The following is a 19,614-nucleotide window of genomic DNA, read 5'->3' as shown; positions in this document are numbered from 1 at the left end:
GGTGAAATGGATGGGTTGTCATCCCTTAACCCGGCGAGGCGGTGAAAAGCGGAACCACGGATTGAATTTTTTTTCAGCTGCCACTGGCCGCTACCGTGGTCCACCACGGCAGGCGCCGTTCGACGCGAATCGGTAACGACTCACCGAGCATGGCCAGCGCACCGTCGAAGTCGAGCAGCGGCAGGTTGCCGAACACCTTGAGCTGGGCAACTTCTGGGCTGACCGAGACGTAACCGTGGTGGTAGCGCGACAGTTCGTCCAGCACCTCGCCCAGTGGCACGTCTACCGCAACCAGTTTGCCTTCGGTCCAGGCTTCGCGGGCCAGTTCGGCATTGCCTGGCGGGGCCAGCTGGTGGCAGTCGAAGCGTTGCTGTTGGCCGGCTGCGATCACCCGGCGGGTGCCTGAGGAGGCCAAGGTCACTTCCACTGCGCCTGCAAACACCGACAGCTGCGTTTGCCCGCTGCTGGCGCACACGCTGAAGCGCGTGCCCAGCGCCCGCATATCGCCCTGGGCGGTTGTGACGATGAAGGGGCGTTTGGCATCGTGAGCGGTGTCCACCAGGATCTCGCCGGCCAGCAGGTGCAAGCGGCGGCTGTTCCTGGAAAACGCCACATCGAAGGCGGTGCGGGTGTTGAGCCACACTTGGGTGCCATCGCTCAGGCGCACCGGTTTCAGTTCGCCCGTGCCGGTGCGGTAATCCGCAGCCAATTCCGCGCGCCAGTGCGGCAAGGGCGTCAGGCGCCAGGTGGACCACAGCACGCCCACACCGGCCAGGGCGGCAAGGCCGCGCAGCAGGCCGCGCCGGCGTACCCGCTGGTGGGCACCGAGCAGGCGCTCGGCAGTGTTGCGCCGGTCCGCCAGGTGCTCCAGCGGCTCGAAACGCTGGCTGATACCCTGTACGGCCTGCCAGGCGGCCCGGTGCATGGGATCGGCGGCGAGCCAGTGTTGCCAAGCCTGCTGGCGGGCCGTGTCGGCACCACCGCAGCGCAGCTCGGCATACCATTCGGCGGCTTGCTCCAATACCTGGAACGGGGGTTGAATGCGCGCCTCAGGCATCGTGGTCTTGATAAAACATGGCCATGTCTTGCGCGGCCTGCAAGCTCAGGCAGGCGAGCATGGCCTTGGCCACATACTTGCGCACCATGCGGTCGGACACCCCCAGTTCGGCGGCCACCTCTTTGTCAGTCATCTGGCACACCACCGCCAGCACGAAGGCCTGGGCACCTTTGCCGGGCAGCCCGATCAGCATCTGCCCAACTTCCTGCAACGCCTGCAGCACCGCCGCGCAATGTTCTGCAGAGTCGGCAAAGCGTTCCGGCTGGGCAGCCAGGGCATCGAGCCAGGCTTGTTCGATCTCCCGGCGTTGCCACAGGTTGATGCACAGCCCATTGGCCACCTTGCGCAGGTAACCACGGGCGGCGAGGGCATTGTCGAACACCGGCTGCACGGGTTTTAGCAGCAGCCGCAGGAATGCATCATGGGCAAGGTCGGCTGCATCGGCGCTGCAGCCCAGGCGCCGGCTCAGCCACTGGCGCAACCAGGGATGATGCTCGCTGTAGAGGTGATCGAGGGGCTTGGTCGACATGCTGGAACAGAGCGCCTGAGAAGGTATATCAAAAGACAATCATTATCATGACGGCGGGATTATTGGGTTATCGGGTGAAGAATGCAATGCGATGGGCCTCACCGCACCGCATGCAGGCGCTGGTCGAGGTTTGGGCTATGATCGTGCTCCCGTGAACCACGCAGGCTGAAACAAGGAGCGAAGCGATGAGCCAACCACCGAATGGGTTACCCATCTACCGGGTACTGACCGGCCCCGATGACTCGGCATTTTGCCGGCGCGTCAGTGAGGCGCTGGAGTTGGGCTACCAGCTGCATGGTTCGCCTGCGCTGACGTTCAATGGCAAGGATGTGATCGTGGCACAGGCCGTAATCTGGGCAGGCGTGCAGGGTTAGCGGTGTTCGGAGCCACCACCATGTCCGACGGTTTTCCTGAGTTGCCCTCGCTCAATGCCTTGCGTGTGTTCGAAGTGGTTGCCCGCCACTTGAACTTTCGCCTGGCCGCCGAGGAACTGGGCGTGACCCAGGCGGCAGTGGCGCAGCAGATCCGTGGGCTGGAGGCGAACCTGGACCTGCGCCTGTTCGAGCGCCTGCCCCGTGGCTTGGCCCTGACAGACGCAGGCAGCAGCTACAGCGGCAGCATTCGCAGCGCCCTGGCGATGATCGATGAGGCCACCCGCGTGCTCAGGCCGCAAGCCGCTCACCTGACCGTCAGCGTTACCCCCACCTTTGCCTCGAAATGGCTCATTCCAAGGCTTGGCAACTTCGCCCAGGGCCACCCGGATATCGACTTGCGCGTGCTGGCCACGGACCGCCTTTCCCACTTCAGCACCGATGGCGTGGACCTTGCCGTGCGCTATGGCAAGCCCGAGTTCGGCGCAGGGTTGAACAGCGAGAAACTGATGGAGCAGCGCATCGTTGCCGTGGCCAGCCCAACCCTGTTCGCGGGGGCTGAGTTGCCTGCCAGTTTCGAGCAGCTGCAAGACTTCCTCATGCTGCACGATGCCCACAATTTCTGGCCGCAGTTTCTGGCGCAGGTGTTCCCACAGCACGCCCAGCCAACGGCCAGGAACCTGCGCTTCAACCAAACTTCCCTGGCCATCGAGGCGGCGATCAGCGGCCAGGGTATTGCCTTGGCCAGCCTGGCGTTCGTCAGCGATGACGTTGCCGCCGGCAGGTTGGTGCAGGTGTTTGCCCAGCAGCTTCGGCTGGACAAGGCGTTTTACCTGGTGTGGCCGCGCAAGGTGCGCCAACCCGAGTCGCTGGCCATCGTGCAAAGGTGGCTCAAGCAACAGGTAGGCGATAGTTAATCTACTGGATGGGTAAAGTTTAGCTGTCTCCCTCGCCATGGGGGCTGCTGCTAAGGTGGATGCCAATTGCGAATCAGCAGTCCAACCCTGGAGGCAGCATGTCAGTAGAAAAAGTTGCAATCATCACGGCCGGTGGCAGCGGCATGGGCGCGGCGGCAGCGCGCCGCCTGGCCGCCGACGGTTACAAGGTCGGCATCCTTTCTTCGTCGGGCAAGGGCGAGGCCTTGGCCAATGAACTCGGCGGTATCGGTATCACTGGCAGCAACCAGTCGGTCGACGACCTGCAACGCCTGGTCGATGCCGTGGTGCAGAAGTGGGGCCGTATCGATGTGCTGGTCAACAGCGCAGGCCACGGGCCGCGCGCGCCGATTCTGGAGATCAGCGACGAGGACTGGCACAAGGGCATGGAAACCTACCTGCTCAACGTCATTCGCCCAACGCGCCTGGTTACGCCCCACATGCAGCGCCAGAAGGGTGGGGTAATCATCAACATTTCCACCGCCTGGGCCTTCGAGCCCAGCGAGATGTTCCCCACCTCCGCCGTGTTCCGCTCGGGCTTGGCCGCGTTCACCAAGATCTTCGCCGACAATTTCGCCGGGGATAACGTGCGTATCAACAACATCCTCCCGGGTTGGATCGACAGCCTGCCGGCCACCGAGCAGCGCCGTGACAGCGTGCCGCTCAAGCGCTACGGCACCAGCGAGGAAATTGCCGCGACGGTGGCCTTCCTGGCCAGTGAAGGCGCAGCCTATATCACCGGGCAGAACATCAGGGTCGATGGCGGCGTCACCCGTAGCGTCTGACCACCCTGGCCGTAGCCTGCAGGGCTGCGGCCTTCCTTTGCCCAACCTGGATGCGCCCCTGCCTGACAGCGGGCGCCCTGAGGCAGGTATCTCATGCAAGCAAGAAAACCGGTGGACGGCCTGGCTGTGGCGATCATGGTCGCGCTGTGCCTGACCTGGGGCGCCCAGCAGGTTGCGATGAAAGCGGTGGCCGAAGATGTTCCGCTGACGATGCAGGTCGCGCTGCGCTCAGGGGTTGCGGCGCTGCTGGTGTGGCTGCTGGGTAGGTGGGGCAGCCGCACGCCCTGGATCGACGGCCTGTGGTGCCGCTCGGGGCTGGTGGTTGGCTGCTTGTTTGGCGCGGAGTTCCTGTTCATTGCCCAAGGCTTGCACTGGACCAGCGCGTCGCACATGGCCGTGTTCCTCTATACCGCACCCCTGTTCGCCGCCATCGGCCTGCACGTCAGGTTGCCCGAAGAGCGTTTGCAGGCGCGCCAGTGGTTCGGCGTCGGGCTTGCGTTTGCCGGCATTGCCGTGGCGTTCTGGGGGCCGTCCTCGCCGGGCGATGGGGCAACCGGGCTCTGGGGCGATGCGCTGGGCCTGTGTGCAGGTGCCGCCTGGGGCCTGACCACGGTTGCCGTGCGGACCAGCCGGTTGAGCGAAGCGCCGGCCACGCAAACGCTGTTCTACCAGCTTGCCGGTGGCTGTGTGCTGTTGCTGGTGGTGGCCTTGGCAACCGGCCAGACCCGCGCATCCTTCACGGCGACAGCCACTGCCAGCCTGGTTTTCCAGACGTTGGTCGTGTCGTTTGCCAGTTACCTCATCTGGTTCTGGCTGCTTAGGCGTTACTTGGCCGCGCGCCTGGGCGTCATGGCGTTCATGACGCCGGTGTTCGGCGTGTTGATGGGCGTAGCCGTGCTGGGTGAGTCGATCAGCCAAAGCTTCATCCTGGGTGCGGCGCTGTCGCTGGCCGGCCTGGTGATGGTGAACCTCAAGGGTGGACGGCGCGTGGCTGGGCAACCTCTGGCCGATTCCTGAGCCAAGCGCAAAGCGCGCCTCGAAGGGCGCGCCATGTGCGGGTTGGGTTCAGATTTGCGCCTGACCACCGTCGACGAACAGTTCAGTGCCGTTGACGAAGCTGGCATCGCTGGAGGCCAGGAACAAGGCGGCCTTGGCGATCTCTTCCGGCTCACCCACGCGGCCCAGCGGAATCTGTGCAGCCAGGTAGTCGAGCAGGCCTTGCTGCTGCGCCGCGTCTGGGCCGGCCAGGTCGACCAGGCCCGGGGTGCGGGTAGCGCCGGGGCTGATGGTGTTGACCCGCACGTTGCGGTCTTTCAGGTCGAGAATCCAGTTCCGGGCGAAGGCCCGCACGGCGGCCTTGGAGGCGGCGTACACGCTGAAGGCTGCCGTGCCGGAGCTGGCGGCGGTGGAGCCGGTGAGAATTACCGATGCATTGGGCGCCAGCAGCGGCAGGGCCTGTTGCACGGTGAACAGCGTGCCTTTGACGTTACGGTCGAAGGTGTCGTAGTAGTGCGCTTCGGTGATCTCGCCCAGCGGCAGCATCGAACCGCCGCCTGCGTTGGCGAACAGCACATCGATACGCCCCTGTTCAGCCTTGACGCGGTCATAGAATGCGTTGAGTTGTTCCAGCTTCGAGGAGTCGACCTGCACGCCGATGGCATTGCCGATTTGCGCGACGGCGGCGTCCAGTTCGGCCTGGCGGCGGCCGGTGATGTACAGGGTGGCACCTTCGCTTGCGAAGAGCTTGGCAGTGGCCAGGCCGATGCCGCTGGTGCCACCGGTGACGATTGCGATTTTGCCTTCAAGTTTGCCGTTCATGATGTTTCTCCAAGGGGGGTGTTTGCTGTGATGGGAGAAGCTTATCGATGAACTTTGTTTTTCAAAATAGAATTGTCGGAAACTCATCGTTGCAAAAATGAAATGATGAGCTTCGCCATTCTGAAGGCTTGGCCATGTTCGCCAACCTGGCTGCAGAAGGTGTGTTCGTGGCTACTTGAGGGGAACGTAGATATCGGTCTGCCATTGATCCAGCGGCGTTTGCGGGTACACGCTCAGGTAGTGGAAGAACACGGGGTGATCGCCCAATGTTTCACCGCTGGCGGGCAGCCAGTCGTGCAGTAGCGGGTAGAGGCTTTGGCCAATGTGGTCAGTTGAACCACTATGACGAATCACGGCGCAACGCCCTGCGGGGATGACCCGCTCGTGCACGCCGACGGCATTTTCGCGCACGGCTTCGTCGATCTCACCGCACACGGCGAAGCGGAATGCATGTGCTGGGGTGGTGTCGGGGTTGCCGAAGGGAATGCCGAAGGTGCGGCTGCTGGCCACCGGCGATTGGCCACTGTCGATGCGCCATTGGCGAAACCGCGCGACACTTTCCCCCAACTGGCTGGGCGGCCCGCGGTGTTCGAGTGCGGCCACCCGGGTTTCACTGAAGTCGACGATCCGGATGTGCATGGCCATGCTCCGTGAAAGGTGAATGGCAAGGATAATGCGACGACCATGCACCGCAATACCCCGCAGCTCGCGATGGGGCGCGCAGCGGCCCCAGCGTTGCAGCTTCGTGGCACATGATGTTGGGGCTGCTTTGCAGCCCTTCGCGAGCTGCGCTCGCTCCTACCAGGTTCATCGTCTGTGCTTGAAAATGCGATCTGCAAGCACCGGCACAGCCTTGGTCTGCTGCTCAGGCACCCATCTGCAGGCGACGCCGCCCCGGTAGGAGCGAGCGCAGCTCGCGATGGGGCGCGCAGCGGCCCCAGGGTTACAGCTTCGTGGCAGATGATGCCGGGGCTGCTTTGCAGCCCTTCGCGAGCTGCGCTCGCTCCTACCAGGTTCATCGTCTGTGCTTGAAAATGCGATCTGCAAGCACCGGCACAGCCTTGGTCTGCTGCTCAGATACCGATCTGCAGGCCGGCGCCGCCCCGGTAGGAGCGAGCGCAGCTCGCGAAGGGCTGCAACGCAGCCCCGGCGTTCAGAACCGCGAAGCTGAAACCCTGGGGCCGCTGCGCGCGCCATCGCGAGCTGCGCTCGCTCAGGGGCGTGCGGCCCGCCTACCGGCGCATCGCGCTTGCCAACGCCGCCTTCGCCTCGGCGCTGTTCAGCCGTTCGATGAACAGCAAGCCTTCGGTGCTCACCGTGGCCGCCAGCGCTTCGCGTTGCGGGGCCTTGAGCAACCGCTTGCTCACGCGTAGCGCCTCGGCCGGCAGCCGCTGAAGGCGCCGGGCGAGCGTGATGGCGGCGGCCTGGCACTGCGCACCGTCCTCGCACAATTCGGTGGCCAGCCCCCATTGCACGGCCTGCTCGCCGCTGAGCGTCTGGTTGCACAGCAACAGCTGCGCGGCCCGTGCATGGCCCAGCAACTGTGGCAGTAACAGGCTAGCGCCAAACTCCGGGCACACACCCAGCGCCACGAACGGCGTGCGCAACTTGGCATCGCGGCTCACCAGCACCTGGTCGCAATGCAGCAACAACGTGGTACCAATGCCGATGGCGGGGCCGGCCACCGCGGCAATCAACGGTTTCTCCAGCGCCATCACCGCCCGCATCATGCGAAATACCGGGCTTTGCAGGTCGGTCGGGGGCCGTTCCAGAAAATCTGGCAAGTCGTTGCCCGCGGTGAAGCAACTGGAGCTGCCGGTCAGCACGATCACCGCCACCTGTGGGTCCTGCTCGGCCATTTCGAACAGCTGCGCAAGGCGCGCATACATGGCGTTGGTCAGCGCATTGAGTTTGTCTGGGCGGTTCAGGCGCACGGTCAGCAGGCCTTCGTCGAGGGTGTGCTGGATCAGGTCGGTCATGGCGCTAGCCTCTGTTGTTTTTATCGTGGGCGTGGGGGCGGGCGGGGTGTATCAGCGCCCCGGAGTATAAACAGGGTATCGCTTTCCAGGCGACTTGCTATACAGTCGTTCAACTGTGCCGCCTGTGAGAAATGCCCATGCCCCATGAAGCCCGCTTCAGCCGCATGCTGCCCGAACTGCGCAAGGCCAACCTGGTCGAGGCCACCCTGGTATGCCTCAAGCGCCATGGCTTCCAAGGTGCCTCGATTCGCAAGATCTGCGCCGAGGCCGGCGTATCCGTGGGCCTGATCAGCCATCACTACGCCGGCAAGGACGAGCTGGTAGCCGACGCCTACATGGCCGTCACCGGCAGGGTCATGCAACTGCTGCGCGAGGCCATGGCCCAGGCCGCGCCCAATGCCCGCGAGCGCTTGTCGGCATTCTTTCGCGGCTCTTTCAGCGCCGAACTGCTCGACCCACAGCTGCTGGACGCCTGGCTGGCGTTCTGGGGGGCGGTGAAAACCGCCGAGGCGATCAACCAGGTCCATGACCATTCCTACGGCGAGTACCGCCGCGAGCTGCGTACCCTGCTTGCCGAGCTTGCCCGCGAGCAGGGCTGGAAGCAGTTCGACGCCGACCTTGCCGCCATCAGCCTCAGCGCCTTGCTCGACGGGCTATGGCTGGAGTCCGGCCTGAACCCTGGCACCTTCACCCCGGCCCAGGGCGTGCAGATTTGCGAAGCCTGGGTCGATGGCCTGCAAGCCGGTGGTCGGCAACGCTTCACCCTGCCCGATGAGGGCTGTTGATCGACCGTTCAGCAATCGTTAGTCTTGGCCCAGTCTAATAAGAACAATGCCCTCGGGCGCCTCAGGACACTGCGCGATGACCTCTCAGGTACTGATCGTCGACGACGATCCGCTGATTCGTGATTTGCTCCAGGCCTACCTGTCCCAGGAAGGCTACACCGTGCACTGCGCCGCCACTGCCGAGCAGGCCGAAGCGCTGCTGGCCGAGCAGCCGGTGGACCTGCTGATGCTGGATATCCGCCTGCCCGGCAAGGACGGCCTGACCCTGACCCGCGAGCTGCGGGTGCGCTCGGAAGTGGGGATCATCCTGATCACCGGCCGCAATGACGAAATCGACCGCATCGTCGGCCTGGAATGCGGCGCCGACGACTACGTGAGCAAACCGCTGAACCCCCGCGAACTCGTGTCCCGCGCGAAGAACCTGATCCGCCGCGTGCGCCACGCCCAGGTCGCCCGCCCGAGCGCCCCGGCCAACCTGGCCCTCAAGCAGTTCGGCGCGTGGGCGCTGGACTGCGATCGCCGCCGCCTGGTTGACCCGCAAGGCGGCGAAACCCTGCTGACCCAGGGTGAATTCCAACTGCTCAGCGTGTTCCTGCGCAACAGCGGCCACACCCTCAGCCGTGACCAGCTGATGGACCAGATTCGCAACCGCGAATGGGTGCCCAACGACCGCTCCATCGACGTGCTGGTCGGCCGCCTGCGGCGCAAGCTGCATGACGACCCGGCCGAACCGGAACTGATCATCACCATCCACGGTGCCGGCTACCTGTTCACCGCCAGCGTGGCGGCGTGAGGCGCAGCGTGCTGGGCCTGCTGGCGCTGCTGGCCAGCACTGCGCTGCAGGCGGCAACCAGCGTGCGCTATTGCGACTACCCGGTGTACCCGCCGGTGTCCTGGAGTGACGGCAAGCAGCCCCGCGGGCTGGCACCCACGGTGGTGCGCGAGTTGTTCGGGCGGCTGGGCTACCGTGTCGAGATGGTGGTACTGGGCAACTGGCAGCGCTGCCTGCTCGATGCCGCCGAGGGGCGGGTGGACGTGGTGCTGGCGTACACCTCGGCGCAGCGTGAGCAGACCCTGCGTTTTTCCAAGGTGCCGGTGCTGCGCGAGGAGGTGGCGGTGTTCGCCAACCGCCAGCACCCATTGGCCTTCAACCGGCTGGAGGACCTGGCGCGCTACCGTGGCGGGCTGCTGTTCGGCGAAAGCTATGGGCCGGCGTTCGACCAATTCGTGGCCCAGCACCAGAACATTGAATGGGTTTCCAGCAGCGGGCAGAACTTCGGCAAGCTGATTCGCGGGCGCATCGACTTCGTGATCCAAGAGCGGCGCACCGGCCAGCTGTTCGTCGAGCACCTGCCCGGCGCTGGCGACATCGTTGCGCTGCCACCGGCGCTGAGCGTCGACTACCTGCGCGTGGCCGTGTCGCGCCGCTCACCGTTGAGCGCGCACATGGCCGAGATCGACGCGCAGCTGCAGCAGATGGCTGATGCAGGCGAATTGGAGCGCTGGCTGCAGGAAAGCGAGGTCACCTACCGCGACATGGTTCGCCAGCCATGAGCCGCCTGCAACCCGGTGGCCTGCTGCGCCGGCTGCTGCTGTTCATCCTGCTGTTCAGCCTGTGCTTCACGGTGCTGGCCAGCAGCGTGCAGTTGTACTTCGAATACCGCCGGGAAATGCGCGAGATCGATACGCGCATGGCGCTGATCCGCGCCGGCTACCTGGCCAGCCTGGAGCGCAGCCTGTGGGACCTGAACCAGGAGCAACTGAACGTGCAGTTGCGCGGCCTGGTGGATTTTTCCGATGTGGCCTTGGTGCGCCTGAGCAGCCCCGACTTCACCTTGCAGCAGGGCGACCCGACGGCAACGGGGCCGTTACGGGTCGAGCGCTTTGCCCTGGATTACCAGCCACCGTCCGGGCCGCTGCGGCAGTTGGGCGAGCTGGAGGTGAGCACCGACCTCGGCGCGGTGCACCGGCGGCTGGTCGCCACCGGGCTTGCCAGCCTGCTGTGGATGGGCGTGTTTCTCTGTGGCCTGGCGCTGGCGCTGTCGGGGTTGTTCTACCGCCTGGTGACGCGGCACCTGCAGGTGATGGCCGAGTTCGCCCGGCGTATCGGCGCCGGGCAGTGGCACGAGCCGCTGCGCCTGAACAAGCGCCGCTCGCCGCACACGGATGAAATCGACAGCGTGGCGCTGGCGCTGGATGACATGCGCCGGGCCATTCTCACCGACAGCGAGCGCCGTGAAAACGACCGCCGGGCCCTGCAGGGTAAACGCGATGAGCTGCAGAAGCGGGTGGAGCGGCGCACCGCAAGCCTGATGCACGCCAAGAACGAGGCAGAGGCCGCCAACCTGGCCAAGTCGCGCTTTCTGGCCACCATGAGCCACGAGCTGCGAACGCCGCTCAACGGCATCCTGGGCATGGCCGAACTGCTGCGTGGCGCCGGGCTCGACGGGCAGAACCGGCAACGCCTGGAGGCCCTGTACAAGGCCGGCGAGGGGCTGTTGGGCATTCTCAACGAGGTGTTGTACTTCGCCCGCCTGGAAGAAGGTGAAAGCCACCCTGAAGCCGTGGATTTTTCCCTGCGTCAGCTGTGCGACGAGGTGGTTACGTTGCTTGAGCCGCGCGCGCTGGCCAACGACAACGTGTTGCTGTGGCGTATCGACCCGCAACTGGCTGCGCATCAGCATGGCGCCGAGCAGTATCTGCGCCAGGTGCTGAGCAACTTGCTGGCCAATGCCATCAAGTTTACCGAGGGCGGCGAAATTCGGGTCGAGGTGCAGGTGCTGCAGGCGTTGGCCGGGCGCCAGCGCCTGCGCCTGAGCGTAACCGACGACGGCATCGGCATTTGCCCGGCCATGTTGCCGAAGATTTTCGGGCGCTTCGTCCAGGCCAGCGAGGCGGTGGCGCGGCGCTATGGCGGCACGGGCCTGGGGCTTGCGATCAGCAAGCACTTGGTTGAACAGATGGGCGGGCAGATTGGCGTGCACAGCCGGGAGGGCGAGGGCAGCTGCTTCTGGCTGGAGCTGGAACTTGCAAGCGTGCAGCCAGCTCCAGTGCAGGCGCTGGCGATTGCCAGCAGCTCGCCGCTGAACATCCTGGTGGTGGAAGACGTGGCCCTGAACCGCGAGGTGGCCAGCGGGTTGCTGGAGCGCGACGGGCACAGGGTGCAACTGGCCGACGATGCCGAACAGGGTTTGCAGCTGTGCGCGCAGCGGCGCTTCGACCTGATTCTGCTCGACGTGCACCTGCCGGGTATCAGTGGCGTGGAGCTGTGCCGGCAATTGCGCGCGGGTAGCACAGCCAACCGCCACACGCGCATCCTGGCCCTGACGGCCAGTGTGCAGCCTGGGGTGGTGCGCAGTTACCTGGATGCCGGCATGCAAGGGGTGCTGGGCAAGCCTCTGAAACTGGCCAGCTTGCGCCAGGCCCTGGCAGGGCAGGGGCCCGCGAGCGCGCCGGCCACTGCTGCCTGGCTCGACCAGGCGCTGCTGGACACCCACCGCACGCTGTTGGGCGAGCAAAAGCTGCACGGCCTGCTGGGCAGCCTGCGTGACGGCCTGGCGCAACAGCGCCAGCCCTTGCTGGAGGCACTGGAAGCCGGCGACTGCACGGAAGTCACGCACCTGGCCCATCGCCTGGCCGGAAGCAGCGACTCCATGGGACTGTGCGGCCTGGCGGCAACCTTGCGTGGGCTTGAGGCGCAGGCCTTGGCCTGCGACAAGCCCGGGGTCCAAGCCCTGGGCCCGCTGCTGCGCGAGCAACTGCAGCGCGCCGACGCCAGCCTGGCTGCCTTGCTGGCCGGCTGAGCGACAAAAAACTTACGACTTTTTACATCTTCGATCCTTACGTTCAACCGGGCCTTACATCGCTTTCCAATAATCCAGGCAACCGCCACCCACGCGGTTCACGAGGCTTATTGGAGATAACAATAATGAAAGGCCGTAAAGCTGAAGGTATTCACCTCACGCGGGCGTTGAAGAGCCGGCACATTTTCATGCTCTCGCTCGGGGGCGTGATCGGCACCGGGTTGTTCATGGGCTCGGGCGTGACCATCAACCAGGGCGGGCCGGTGGGCGCGATCCTCGCCTACCTGGTGGCCGGGTTCCTGATGTACCTGGTGATGGTCTGCCTGGGTGAGCTGTCGGTGCAAATGCCGGTGTCTGGCTCTTTCCAGGCCCACGCGACGAAGTTCATCGGCCCGGCCACGGGCTTCATGATCGGCTGGGTGTACTGGATGAGCTGGGCCACCACCGTAGGCCTGGAATTCACGGCCGCAGGGATGCTGATGGTGCGCTGGTTCCCAGCGGTGCCGATCTGGTACTGGTCGGCGCTGTTCGTGGCCGTGCTGTTCGGTATCAATGCCCTGGCGACACGGGCGTTCGGCGAGGCGGAATACTGGTTTTCCGGCATCAAGGTGGCGGCGATTCTCGGCTTCATCATCGTCGGCGTGCTGGTGATCTTCGGCGCCATACCGCTGACCAGCGGGGCGCCAGCGCCGCTGATGAGCAACCTGGTCGGTGATTCACTGTTCCCCAATGGCCTGCCTGCGGTGTTCGCGGTGATGATGACCGTGGTCTATGCCTTCCAAGGCTGCGAGATCATGGGCGTGGCGGCGGGCGAGACGGACCAGCCGGAGAAAAGCATCCCCCGCGCCGTGCGCAATGTGGTGTTCCGTGTGCTGATTTTCTATGTGTTGGCGATCGTGGTGCTCTCGGCGATCGTGCCGTGGCAGCAGGCCGGGTTGATGGAAAGCCCGTTCGTGCAGGTGTTCGACATGGTCGGCATTCCCTTTGCTGCAGACCTGATGAACTTCGTGATCCTCACGGCGATTCTTTCGGTGGGCAACTCTGGGCTTTATGCCTCTACGCGGATTCTCTGGGCGATGTCCAAGACCGGCATGGCCCCGCGCAGCCTGTCGCCCCTGAGCAGCCGTGGGGTGCCGCTGCGGGCGCTGTTCATCACCTTGTGTTTCGCCCTGGTTTCGCTGTTGACCAGCTTCATTGCCGCCGACACGTTGTTCATGGTGCTGATGGCGGTGAGCGGCATGTCGGGCACGGTGACCTGGATCGTCATCGCCCTGGCCCAGTACCGCTTCCGCCGGCAGTTCCTGCGTGAAGGGGGGCAGTTGAGTGAGCTGAAGTACCGGGCACCGTTGTATCCGCTGTTGCCGTTGTTGTGCATCACCTTGTGCAGTTCGCTGTTCGTGTTTTTGGCGATGGATGAGACGCAGCGGCCTTCGTTGTATTGGGGGTTTGGGTTTATTGCTGTGTGCTATGCGGCGTATTTCCTGGTGCAGCGCAAGCGCCAGGGGGTGGGGGTGGAAGTGTCGGTGGCTTGAGGGGCGGCAAGGGTTCGCCGGTGTTTTTGCAGCGCCCGTGAGATCGAGCGCCGCCCGCGCGGCGCATCGCGAGCTGCGCTCGCTACGTTTCGATATTTGGCCCAACACAGACGTAGGAGCGACCGTAGGTCGCGATCCGCCGCACAGGCGGCGCTTGATCTTGTTCGAAGTTGTAACACCGCCTCCTACCCCAATTGCCTCCTTGTTGAACACTCGTTTAGCATGAGCCTCACGTCTCACCCCAATCACAATAATTCGAGGCCTGTCATGACTGCTCCGTCGTCCCTCCTCACGCAGGTTGAAGCCGGTGTCGCCTGGCTCACCCTGAACCGCCCCGAACAGCGCAATGCGCTGGACATTCCCACCCTCAAGGCCCTGCATGCCACTCTCGCGGCATACAACACCGACCCCGCCGTGCGTGTGGTGGTGCTGACCAGTACTGGCCGCAGCTTCTGCGCCGGCGCCGACCTCGCCGAATGGGCCGAGGCCGAAGCCCGCGGCGCCCTGGAAAGCTACGGCTGGACCGAAACCGCCCATGCCCTGATGCACTGCCTGCACAGCCTCGACAAACCCACCATCGCCGCCATCAACGGCACCGCCGTGGGCGCCGGTATGGACCTGTCGCTGTGCTGCGACCTGCGCCTGGCCGCCCGCTCGGCACGCTTCAAGGCCGGCTACACCAGCATGGCCTACTCACCGGACGCCGGTGCCAGCTGGCACCTGCCGCGCCTGATCGGCAGCGAGCAAGCCAAGCGCCTGTTGTTCCTCGACGAGCTCTGGAGCGCCGAGCGCGCCCTGGCGGCCGGCCTGGTCGGTGAGCTGGTCGACGATGACCAGTTGCCTGGCGCCACCGCCGAACTGGCAGCGCGCCTGGCTCAAGGCCCGACCTTCGCCTTTGCGCAAACCAAGCGCCTGATACGCCAAGGCGCCTCGCGCAACCTCGCCGACCAGCTCAGCGCCGAACTGGCCGCCGGGCTGCTGTGCGGGCGCAGCGCCGACGGCGCCGAGGCGTTGCGCGCAGCCACGGAAAAACGCCCGCCACGCTTCACCGGCAAGTAAGCACTTCCTCATTCCCCGGTTACCCAGGAACAGGCCATGAATTTCCAACTGACCCAAGAACAAGAAATGTTGGTGGATGCCGTACGCAGCTTCGTTGCCAAGGAGTTGCTGCCCCATGAAGAAGCGGTCGACCGTGCCGACGAGGTGCCAGCGGAACTGGCCGCGCAGATCCGCGGCAAAGCCATCGCCGCTGGCTTCTATGCGTTCAACATGCCCGAGGAAGTGGGCGGCGGCGGCCTCGATTACCTGTCCCAGGCGCTGATCGAACGCGAGCTGTCGAAGGTGTCCTGGGCGTTGCATGTGTTTGTGGCGCGGCCGTCGAAAATCCTCATGGCTTGCACAGGCCAGCAGGTCGAGGACTACTTGCTGCCGTGCATCCGCGGTGAAAAAACCGACTGTTTCGCCCTGACCGAGCCGGGCGCAGGCTCCGACGCCAACTCGATCAAGACCCGCGCAATACGCGAAGGCGACGACTTCGTGATCAACGGCAGCAAGCACTTCATCAGCCATGCCGGGCACGCCGACTTCGCGATTGTGTTCGCCGTGACCGACACCTATGAACACAACGGCCGCAAGCGCAACGCCGTCACCGCCCTGCTGGTCGACCGCAACACCCCGGGCATGACCATCCGCCGCGGCCCCAAATGCGTGAGCAACCGTGGCTACCACACTTACGAGCTGTTCTTCGACGACTGCAAGGTGCCGGCCAGCAAGGTGCTGGGCGAGGTTGGCAAAGGCTGGGAAGTGGCCAACGCCTGGCTTACTGCAGGCCGGGTGATGGTCGCCGCCAACTGCGTCGGCCAGGCCCAGCGCGCGCTGGACGTGTCGCTGCAATGGGCCGCCGACCGCAAGCAGTTCGGCCAGCCCATTGGCACCTACCAAGGCGTGTCGTTCAAGCTGGCCGACATGGCCACGCAGATCAAAGCCGCCGAGCTGCTGACCCTGCACACCGCCTGGAAGATGGACCAAGGCAGCATGACCGACGGCGAAGCCGGCATGGCCAAGCTGTTTGCCAGCGAAGTGCTGGGCAAGGTGGCCGACGAGGCGGTGCAGATTTTCGGCGGCATGGGCCTGATGGACGAGGGGCCGGTCGAGCGAATTTGGCGCAATGCACGCATCGAGCGGATCTGGGAAGGCACCTCGGAAATCCAGCGGCACATCATCGCCCGCGAATTGCTGCGGCCACTGCTGCGTTGAGCACCCCGGAGAATCGCCATGTCCCACGCCATTCGTGACAACCTCAAGCGCCTGCTGGCGCCCCGGCACCTGGCCTTCGTTGGCGGGCGCAGCATGGCCCGTGCGCTCAAGCGCTGCGCCGAGGGTGGCTTCCAGGGCCCGCTGTGGCTGGTCAACCCGCAGCACGACAGCCTCGACGGCGTGCCCTGCGTGCGCAGTGTGGCCGAGTTGCCGTGCGCACCAGACGCCGCGTTCGTCGCCACCAACCGTGAACTGACCCTGGCCTGCGTGGCGGAACTCGCCGCCAAAGGGGCGGGCGGGGCGATCTGCTATGCCTCGGGGTTCGCCGAAAGCGGCGCCGAGGGCCAGGCCCTGCAACGCCAGCTGCTGCAGGCCGCTGGCGACATGGCCCTGCTTGGGCCTAACTGCTACGGCCTGCTCGACTACCTGCACAGTGCCGCGCTGTGGCCAGTGGCCCATGGTGGCAAGGCGGTGGAGCGGGGCGTGGCGGTGCTGACCCAGAGCGGCAACTTCGCCTACAACCTGTCGATGAGCGACCGCTCGCTGCCGGTGGCCTACATGGCCTCGGTCGGCAACCAGGCGCAACTGGGTATCGCCGAGTTGATGGACGTGCTGCTCGATGAGCCGCGCGTCACCGCCATCGGCCTGCACCTGGAAGGCCTGAAGAATGTGCCGGGGTTCGCCCGTGCAGCGCACAAGGCGCTGGAGAAGGGCATCCCGATCGTTGCCCTGAAAACCGGCGTTTCGCAGATTGGCGCGGAGCTTGCGCTGAGCCACACCAGCTCGCTGTCTGGCTCCGATGCGCTGTACGACAGCCTGTTCCAGCGCCTGGGGGTGATCCGCGTCAGCGGCCCGGTGAGCTTCGTCGAAACCCTCAAGGCCGCCGCCTGCGGCCATCTGCCCAAGGGCAACAGCCTGATCGCGCTGGCCTGCTCGGGCGGCGATGCCGGGCTGATCGCCGATTACAGCGAAAGCAACCAGCTGTGCTTGCCGGCTCTGGACGCCAGCCAGGTCGAAGCGTTGGCCCAGGTGCTGCCGGCCTACGCCAACCTGGTCAACCCGCTGGACTTCACCACGGCCATCTGGGGTGATGGCCCGGCCAAGCAGCACATGCTCGACTGCGCCCTGCGCAGCGATGCCGACGCCGCCATGCTGGTGCTCGACTATCCCGCCGAGTTCACCGGCGAGCGCAAGGAGTGCGACCTGCTGCTAGAGCTTTTCTGCGCGGCGCTTGCCCGCCATGGCAAGGTGGGCTTCGTGGCCTCGGCCTTCCCTGAACTGCTGCCGGCCAGCGCCCGCGAGCGTTTGCATGCGGCCGGCGTGCCGGCGCTGCAAGGTGTCGAGGATGGCCTGGCGGCCTGGGGGCGCGTGGCGCACTATGCCCGGAACCGCCAGGCCTTGCTGGCGCTGGGCGAGTCGGCGCTGGTGCCGCTGTGCCCACCGGCACTGCAAGGTGCCAGCCAGGTGCTGGACGAATGGGTGTCGAAGCAAGCCCTGCGCAGTTTCGGCCTGCCGGTGCCGCTGGGCGTTGCCAGCAGCCCACAGGGCGCATTGGCCGCTGCCCGCGAGGTGGGTTACCCGCTGGTGCTCAAGGCCATCAGTGCGCAGTTGCCGCACAAGACCGAAGCGGGCGCCGTGGCCCTGAACCTTGCCGACGAGGCAGCGCTCAGCCAGGCCCTGGCGAACATGCAGGCGCGCATCGCCGCCTACGCGCCGGGCCTGGCATTCGACCGGGTGCTGCTCGAACCCATGGCCGCTGCGCCATTGGCCGAGTTGATCGTGGGTATCAAGCGTGAGGCGGACTTTGCCCTGGCGCTGGTGATAGGCGCAGGTGGCACCCTGGTCGAACTGCTCAAGGACAGCACCAGCCTGCTGCTGCCCACCACCGAAGGTGCGATCCGCAAGGCCGTGCTGTCCCTGCGCAGTGCAGCGCTGCTGCAGGGCTACCGTGGTAAGCCTGCGGCCGATCTGGACGCCTTGGTCGCCGCCATCGGCGCCGTGGCCGACTATGCCTGTGAAAACGCCAGCCAATTGCTGGAGCTGGATGTGAACCCCCTGATGGTCGGTGCCAGCGGCACCACCGCCGTCGATGCCTTGATTCGCCTGGGCCAGGCGTAAGGACATGAACATGACCCACCCAACCCTCACCGCCGGCCAGGCGCTGGTGCGCCTGCTGGCCAACTATGGCGTCGACACGGTCTTCGGCATCCCCGGCGTGCATACCCTGGAGCTGTACCGTGGCCTGCCCGGCAGCGGCATCCGCCACGTGCTCACCCGCCACGAGCAGGGCGCAGGCTTCATGGCCGACGGTTATGCCCGGGCCAGTGGCAAGCCCGGGGTGTGCTTCGTCATCACCGGCCCCGGCGTGACCAACGCCGCCACGGCCATCGGCCAGGCCTACGCCGATTCGATTCCGCTGCTGGTGATTTCCAGCGTCAACCACACCGCGAGCCTGGGCAAGGGCTGGGGCTGCCTGCACGAAACCCAGGACCAACGCGCCATGACCGCGCCCATCACGGCCTTCTCAGCCGTGGCCCTGAAGCCCGAGGACCTGCCCGAGCTGATCGCCCGCGCCTATGCGGTGTTCGACAGCGAGCGCCCGCGGCCGGTGCATATCTCCGTGCCGCTGGATGTGCTGGCCGCGCCGGTGGCGCATGACTGGAGCGCGCAGGTGGTGCGCCGCCCCGCGCGCGGCCCGGCCAACCCCGATAGCCTGGAGCAGGCGGCCCGGTTACTGGCCGCAGCCAAGCGCCCGATGATCATTGCCGGCGGTGGCGCACTGCAGGCGGGGGCCGAACTGCAGGCATTGAGCGAGCGCCTGGCGGCGCCGCTGTTCACCAGCGTGGCCGGCAAAGGCCTGGCGGCGCTCGATTCGCCCTTGAACGCCGGTTCCACCCTGTGCGTGGAGCCTGGCTGGGCACTGATCGCCGAGGCCGATGTGGTGCTGGCGGTGGGCACCGAGATGGCCGACACCGATTTCTGGCGCGAACGCCTGCCGCTCAACGGCGAGCTGTTGCGGGTGGATATCGACCCACGCAAGTTCAACGACTTCTACCCCTGCGCGCAGGCCTTGCACGGCGATGCCCGGCAAACCCTGGCGGCGCTGCTCGAACGCTTGCCGGGCGAGCGGCGTGATGCGGCCCAGGCCACGGCGGTGGTGGCGCGCCTGCGCGAGGCCGTGCAGGCCGGCCATGGCCCGTTGCAGGCGCTGCACCAGGCCATTCTGCAGCGAGTGGCCGCAGCGCTGCCGGACAACGCGTTCATCAGCACCGACATGACCCAGTTGGCCTACACCGGCAACTATGTGTTCAACAGCCGCGCGCCGCGCAGCTGGTTGCACCCGACCGGCTACGGCACCCTTGGGTTTGGCCTGCCGGCCGGCATCGGGGCGATGTTCGGCAGCGCAGGGCGCCCCGGCCTGGTGTTGGTGGGCGACGGCGGTTTTCTCTACACCGCCCAGGAACTGGCCACCGCCGTGGAAGAGCTCGACCGCCCACTGGTGGTGTTGCTGTGGAACAACGACGCGCTGGGGCAGATTCGCGACGACATGCAGGCCCTGGCCATCGAGCCCATCGGCGTGCTGCCGCGCAACCCCGACTTCGCGGGCCTGGCCCGCGCCTTTGGCTGTTCGGTCGCACAGCCGCAAAGCCTGGATGAGCTGCAACGCGACCTGCGCAGCGGCTTTGCCCGCAACGGCGTAACCCTGATCGAGCTCAAGCACGCCTGCGCGCGCTGAGCCTGGCCCAGAACCACAGGAAGCGAAC

General features: G+C 65.7%; 18 protein-coding genes. 13 read left to right on the top strand and 5 right to left on the bottom strand.

The genetic code is table 11. The features are described 5' to 3' along the window. Positions 1-73: 73 nt before the first annotated feature. Positions 74-1,057, bottom strand: a complete 984-nt coding sequence (locus F3J45_RS12360; protein ID WP_167062480.1) for a FecR domain-containing protein — start codon at positions 1,055-1,057, stop codon at positions 74-76. Next, positions 1,050-1,586 (bottom strand): sigma-70 family RNA polymerase sigma factor, encoded by a 537-nt coding sequence (locus F3J45_RS12355; protein ID WP_167062477.1) that lies wholly within the window; start codon positions 1,584-1,586, stop codon positions 1,050-1,052. The genes F3J45_RS12360 and F3J45_RS12355 overlap by 8 nt, the downstream gene beginning before the upstream one ends. Before the next feature lie 185 nt (positions 1,587-1,771). Between F3J45_RS12355 and F3J45_RS12350 the strand changes: the two genes are divergently transcribed. From F3J45_RS12350 to F3J45_RS12335, 4 genes are all read left to right on the top strand, one after another. Beyond that, positions 1,772-1,960 (top strand): DUF1737 domain-containing protein, encoded by a 189-nt coding sequence (locus tag F3J45_RS12350; RefSeq protein WP_167062474.1) that lies wholly within the window; start codon positions 1,772-1,774, stop codon positions 1,958-1,960. A 20-nt stretch (positions 1,961-1,980) separates the two neighbouring features. Beyond that, positions 1,981-2,874, top strand: coding sequence for a LysR substrate-binding domain-containing protein (locus F3J45_RS12345; protein WP_167062471.1), 894 nt, complete (start codon positions 1,981-1,983; stop codon positions 2,872-2,874). Between the two features lie 98 nt (positions 2,875-2,972). Further along, the gene (locus tag F3J45_RS12340; protein ID WP_167062468.1) at positions 2,973-3,677 is read left to right on the top strand and encodes an SDR family oxidoreductase; all 705 of its coding nucleotides are present in this window, start codon (positions 2,973-2,975) and stop codon (positions 3,675-3,677) included. A 93-nt stretch (positions 3,678-3,770) separates the two neighbouring features. Beyond that, the gene (locus F3J45_RS12335; protein WP_167062465.1) at positions 3,771-4,694 is read left to right on the top strand and encodes a DMT family transporter; all 924 of its coding nucleotides are present in this window, start codon (positions 3,771-3,773) and stop codon (positions 4,692-4,694) included. 48 nt (positions 4,695-4,742) lie between these two features. On the opposite strand, the gene F3J45_RS12330 is transcribed toward F3J45_RS12335, so the two are convergent. The 3 genes from F3J45_RS12330 to F3J45_RS12320 all read right to left on the bottom strand — a co-directional run bounded on the left by F3J45_RS12330 (position 4,743) and on the right by F3J45_RS12320 (position 7,474). Continuing rightward, entirely contained in the window at positions 4,743-5,495 is a 753-nt protein-coding gene (locus tag F3J45_RS12330; RefSeq protein WP_167062461.1) for an SDR family NAD(P)-dependent oxidoreductase, read from the bottom strand. 171 nt (positions 5,496-5,666) lie between these two features. Then, the gene (locus tag F3J45_RS12325) at positions 5,667-6,134 is read right to left on the bottom strand and encodes a GyrI-like domain-containing protein (protein ID WP_205300488.1); all 468 of its coding nucleotides are present in this window, start codon (positions 6,132-6,134) and stop codon (positions 5,667-5,669) included. 593 nt (positions 6,135-6,727) lie between these two features. Then, complete coding sequence (locus F3J45_RS12320) at positions 6,728-7,474, bottom strand: enoyl-CoA hydratase-related protein (RefSeq protein WP_167062455.1); 747 nt, start codon at positions 7,472-7,474, stop codon at positions 6,728-6,730. A 137-nt stretch (positions 7,475-7,611) separates the two neighbouring features. Here F3J45_RS12320 and F3J45_RS12315 point away from each other — a divergent pair, with 137 nt between their 5' ends. The 9 genes from F3J45_RS12315 to F3J45_RS12275 all read left to right on the top strand — a co-directional run bounded on the left by F3J45_RS12315 (position 7,612) and on the right by F3J45_RS12275 (position 19,586). Next, positions 7,612-8,259, top strand: a complete 648-nt coding sequence (locus tag F3J45_RS12315; RefSeq protein WP_167062452.1) for a TetR family transcriptional regulator C-terminal domain-containing protein — start codon at positions 7,612-7,614, stop codon at positions 8,257-8,259. Positions 8,260-8,335: 76 nt separating this feature from the next. Then, entirely contained in the window at positions 8,336-9,052 is a 717-nt protein-coding gene (locus F3J45_RS12310; RefSeq protein ID WP_167062449.1) for a response regulator, read from the top strand. After that, positions 9,049-9,813: a transporter substrate-binding domain-containing protein gene (locus tag F3J45_RS12305; protein WP_167062446.1), complete on the top strand. Its 765-nt coding sequence runs from the start codon at positions 9,049-9,051 to the stop codon at positions 9,811-9,813. The genes F3J45_RS12310 and F3J45_RS12305 overlap by 4 nt, the downstream gene beginning before the upstream one ends. Continuing rightward, the gene (locus F3J45_RS12300; protein ID WP_167062443.1) at positions 9,810-12,062 is read left to right on the top strand and encodes an ATP-binding protein; all 2,253 of its coding nucleotides are present in this window, start codon (positions 9,810-9,812) and stop codon (positions 12,060-12,062) included. Before F3J45_RS12305 ends, F3J45_RS12300 begins: the two co-directional genes overlap by 4 nt. A 125-nt stretch (positions 12,063-12,187) precedes the next feature. Continuing rightward, positions 12,188-13,594: an amino acid permease gene (locus tag F3J45_RS12295; RefSeq protein WP_167062440.1), complete on the top strand. Its 1,407-nt coding sequence runs from the start codon at positions 12,188-12,190 to the stop codon at positions 13,592-13,594. Positions 13,595-13,861: 267 nt separating this feature from the next. Beyond that, a complete protein-coding gene (locus tag F3J45_RS12290) occupies positions 13,862-14,653 on the top strand; it encodes an enoyl-CoA hydratase/isomerase family protein (protein WP_167062437.1) in 792 nt (263 codons plus the stop codon). A gap of 36 nt (positions 14,654-14,689) precedes the next feature. Then, positions 14,690-15,850, top strand: coding sequence for an acyl-CoA dehydrogenase family protein (locus F3J45_RS12285; RefSeq protein ID WP_167062434.1), 1,161 nt, complete (start codon positions 14,690-14,692; stop codon positions 15,848-15,850). Between the two features lie 18 nt (positions 15,851-15,868). Then, the gene (locus F3J45_RS12280; protein WP_167062431.1) at positions 15,869-17,968 is read left to right on the top strand and encodes an acetate--CoA ligase family protein; all 2,100 of its coding nucleotides are present in this window, start codon (positions 15,869-15,871) and stop codon (positions 17,966-17,968) included. A 10-nt stretch (positions 17,969-17,978) separates the two neighbouring features. Then, complete coding sequence (locus F3J45_RS12275) at positions 17,979-19,586, top strand: 5-guanidino-2-oxopentanoate decarboxylase (protein WP_167062428.1); 1,608 nt, start codon at positions 17,979-17,981, stop codon at positions 19,584-19,586. Positions 19,587-19,614 lie beyond the last annotated feature (28 nt).

The organism is Pantoea sp. Ap-967, assembly GCF_011752565.1.
Classification (GTDB): Bacteria; Pseudomonadota; Gammaproteobacteria; order Pseudomonadales; family Pseudomonadaceae; genus Aquipseudomonas.
Note: the sequence above shows the minus strand (reverse complement) of the source record. Positions and strands in the feature narration are given on the sequence as shown.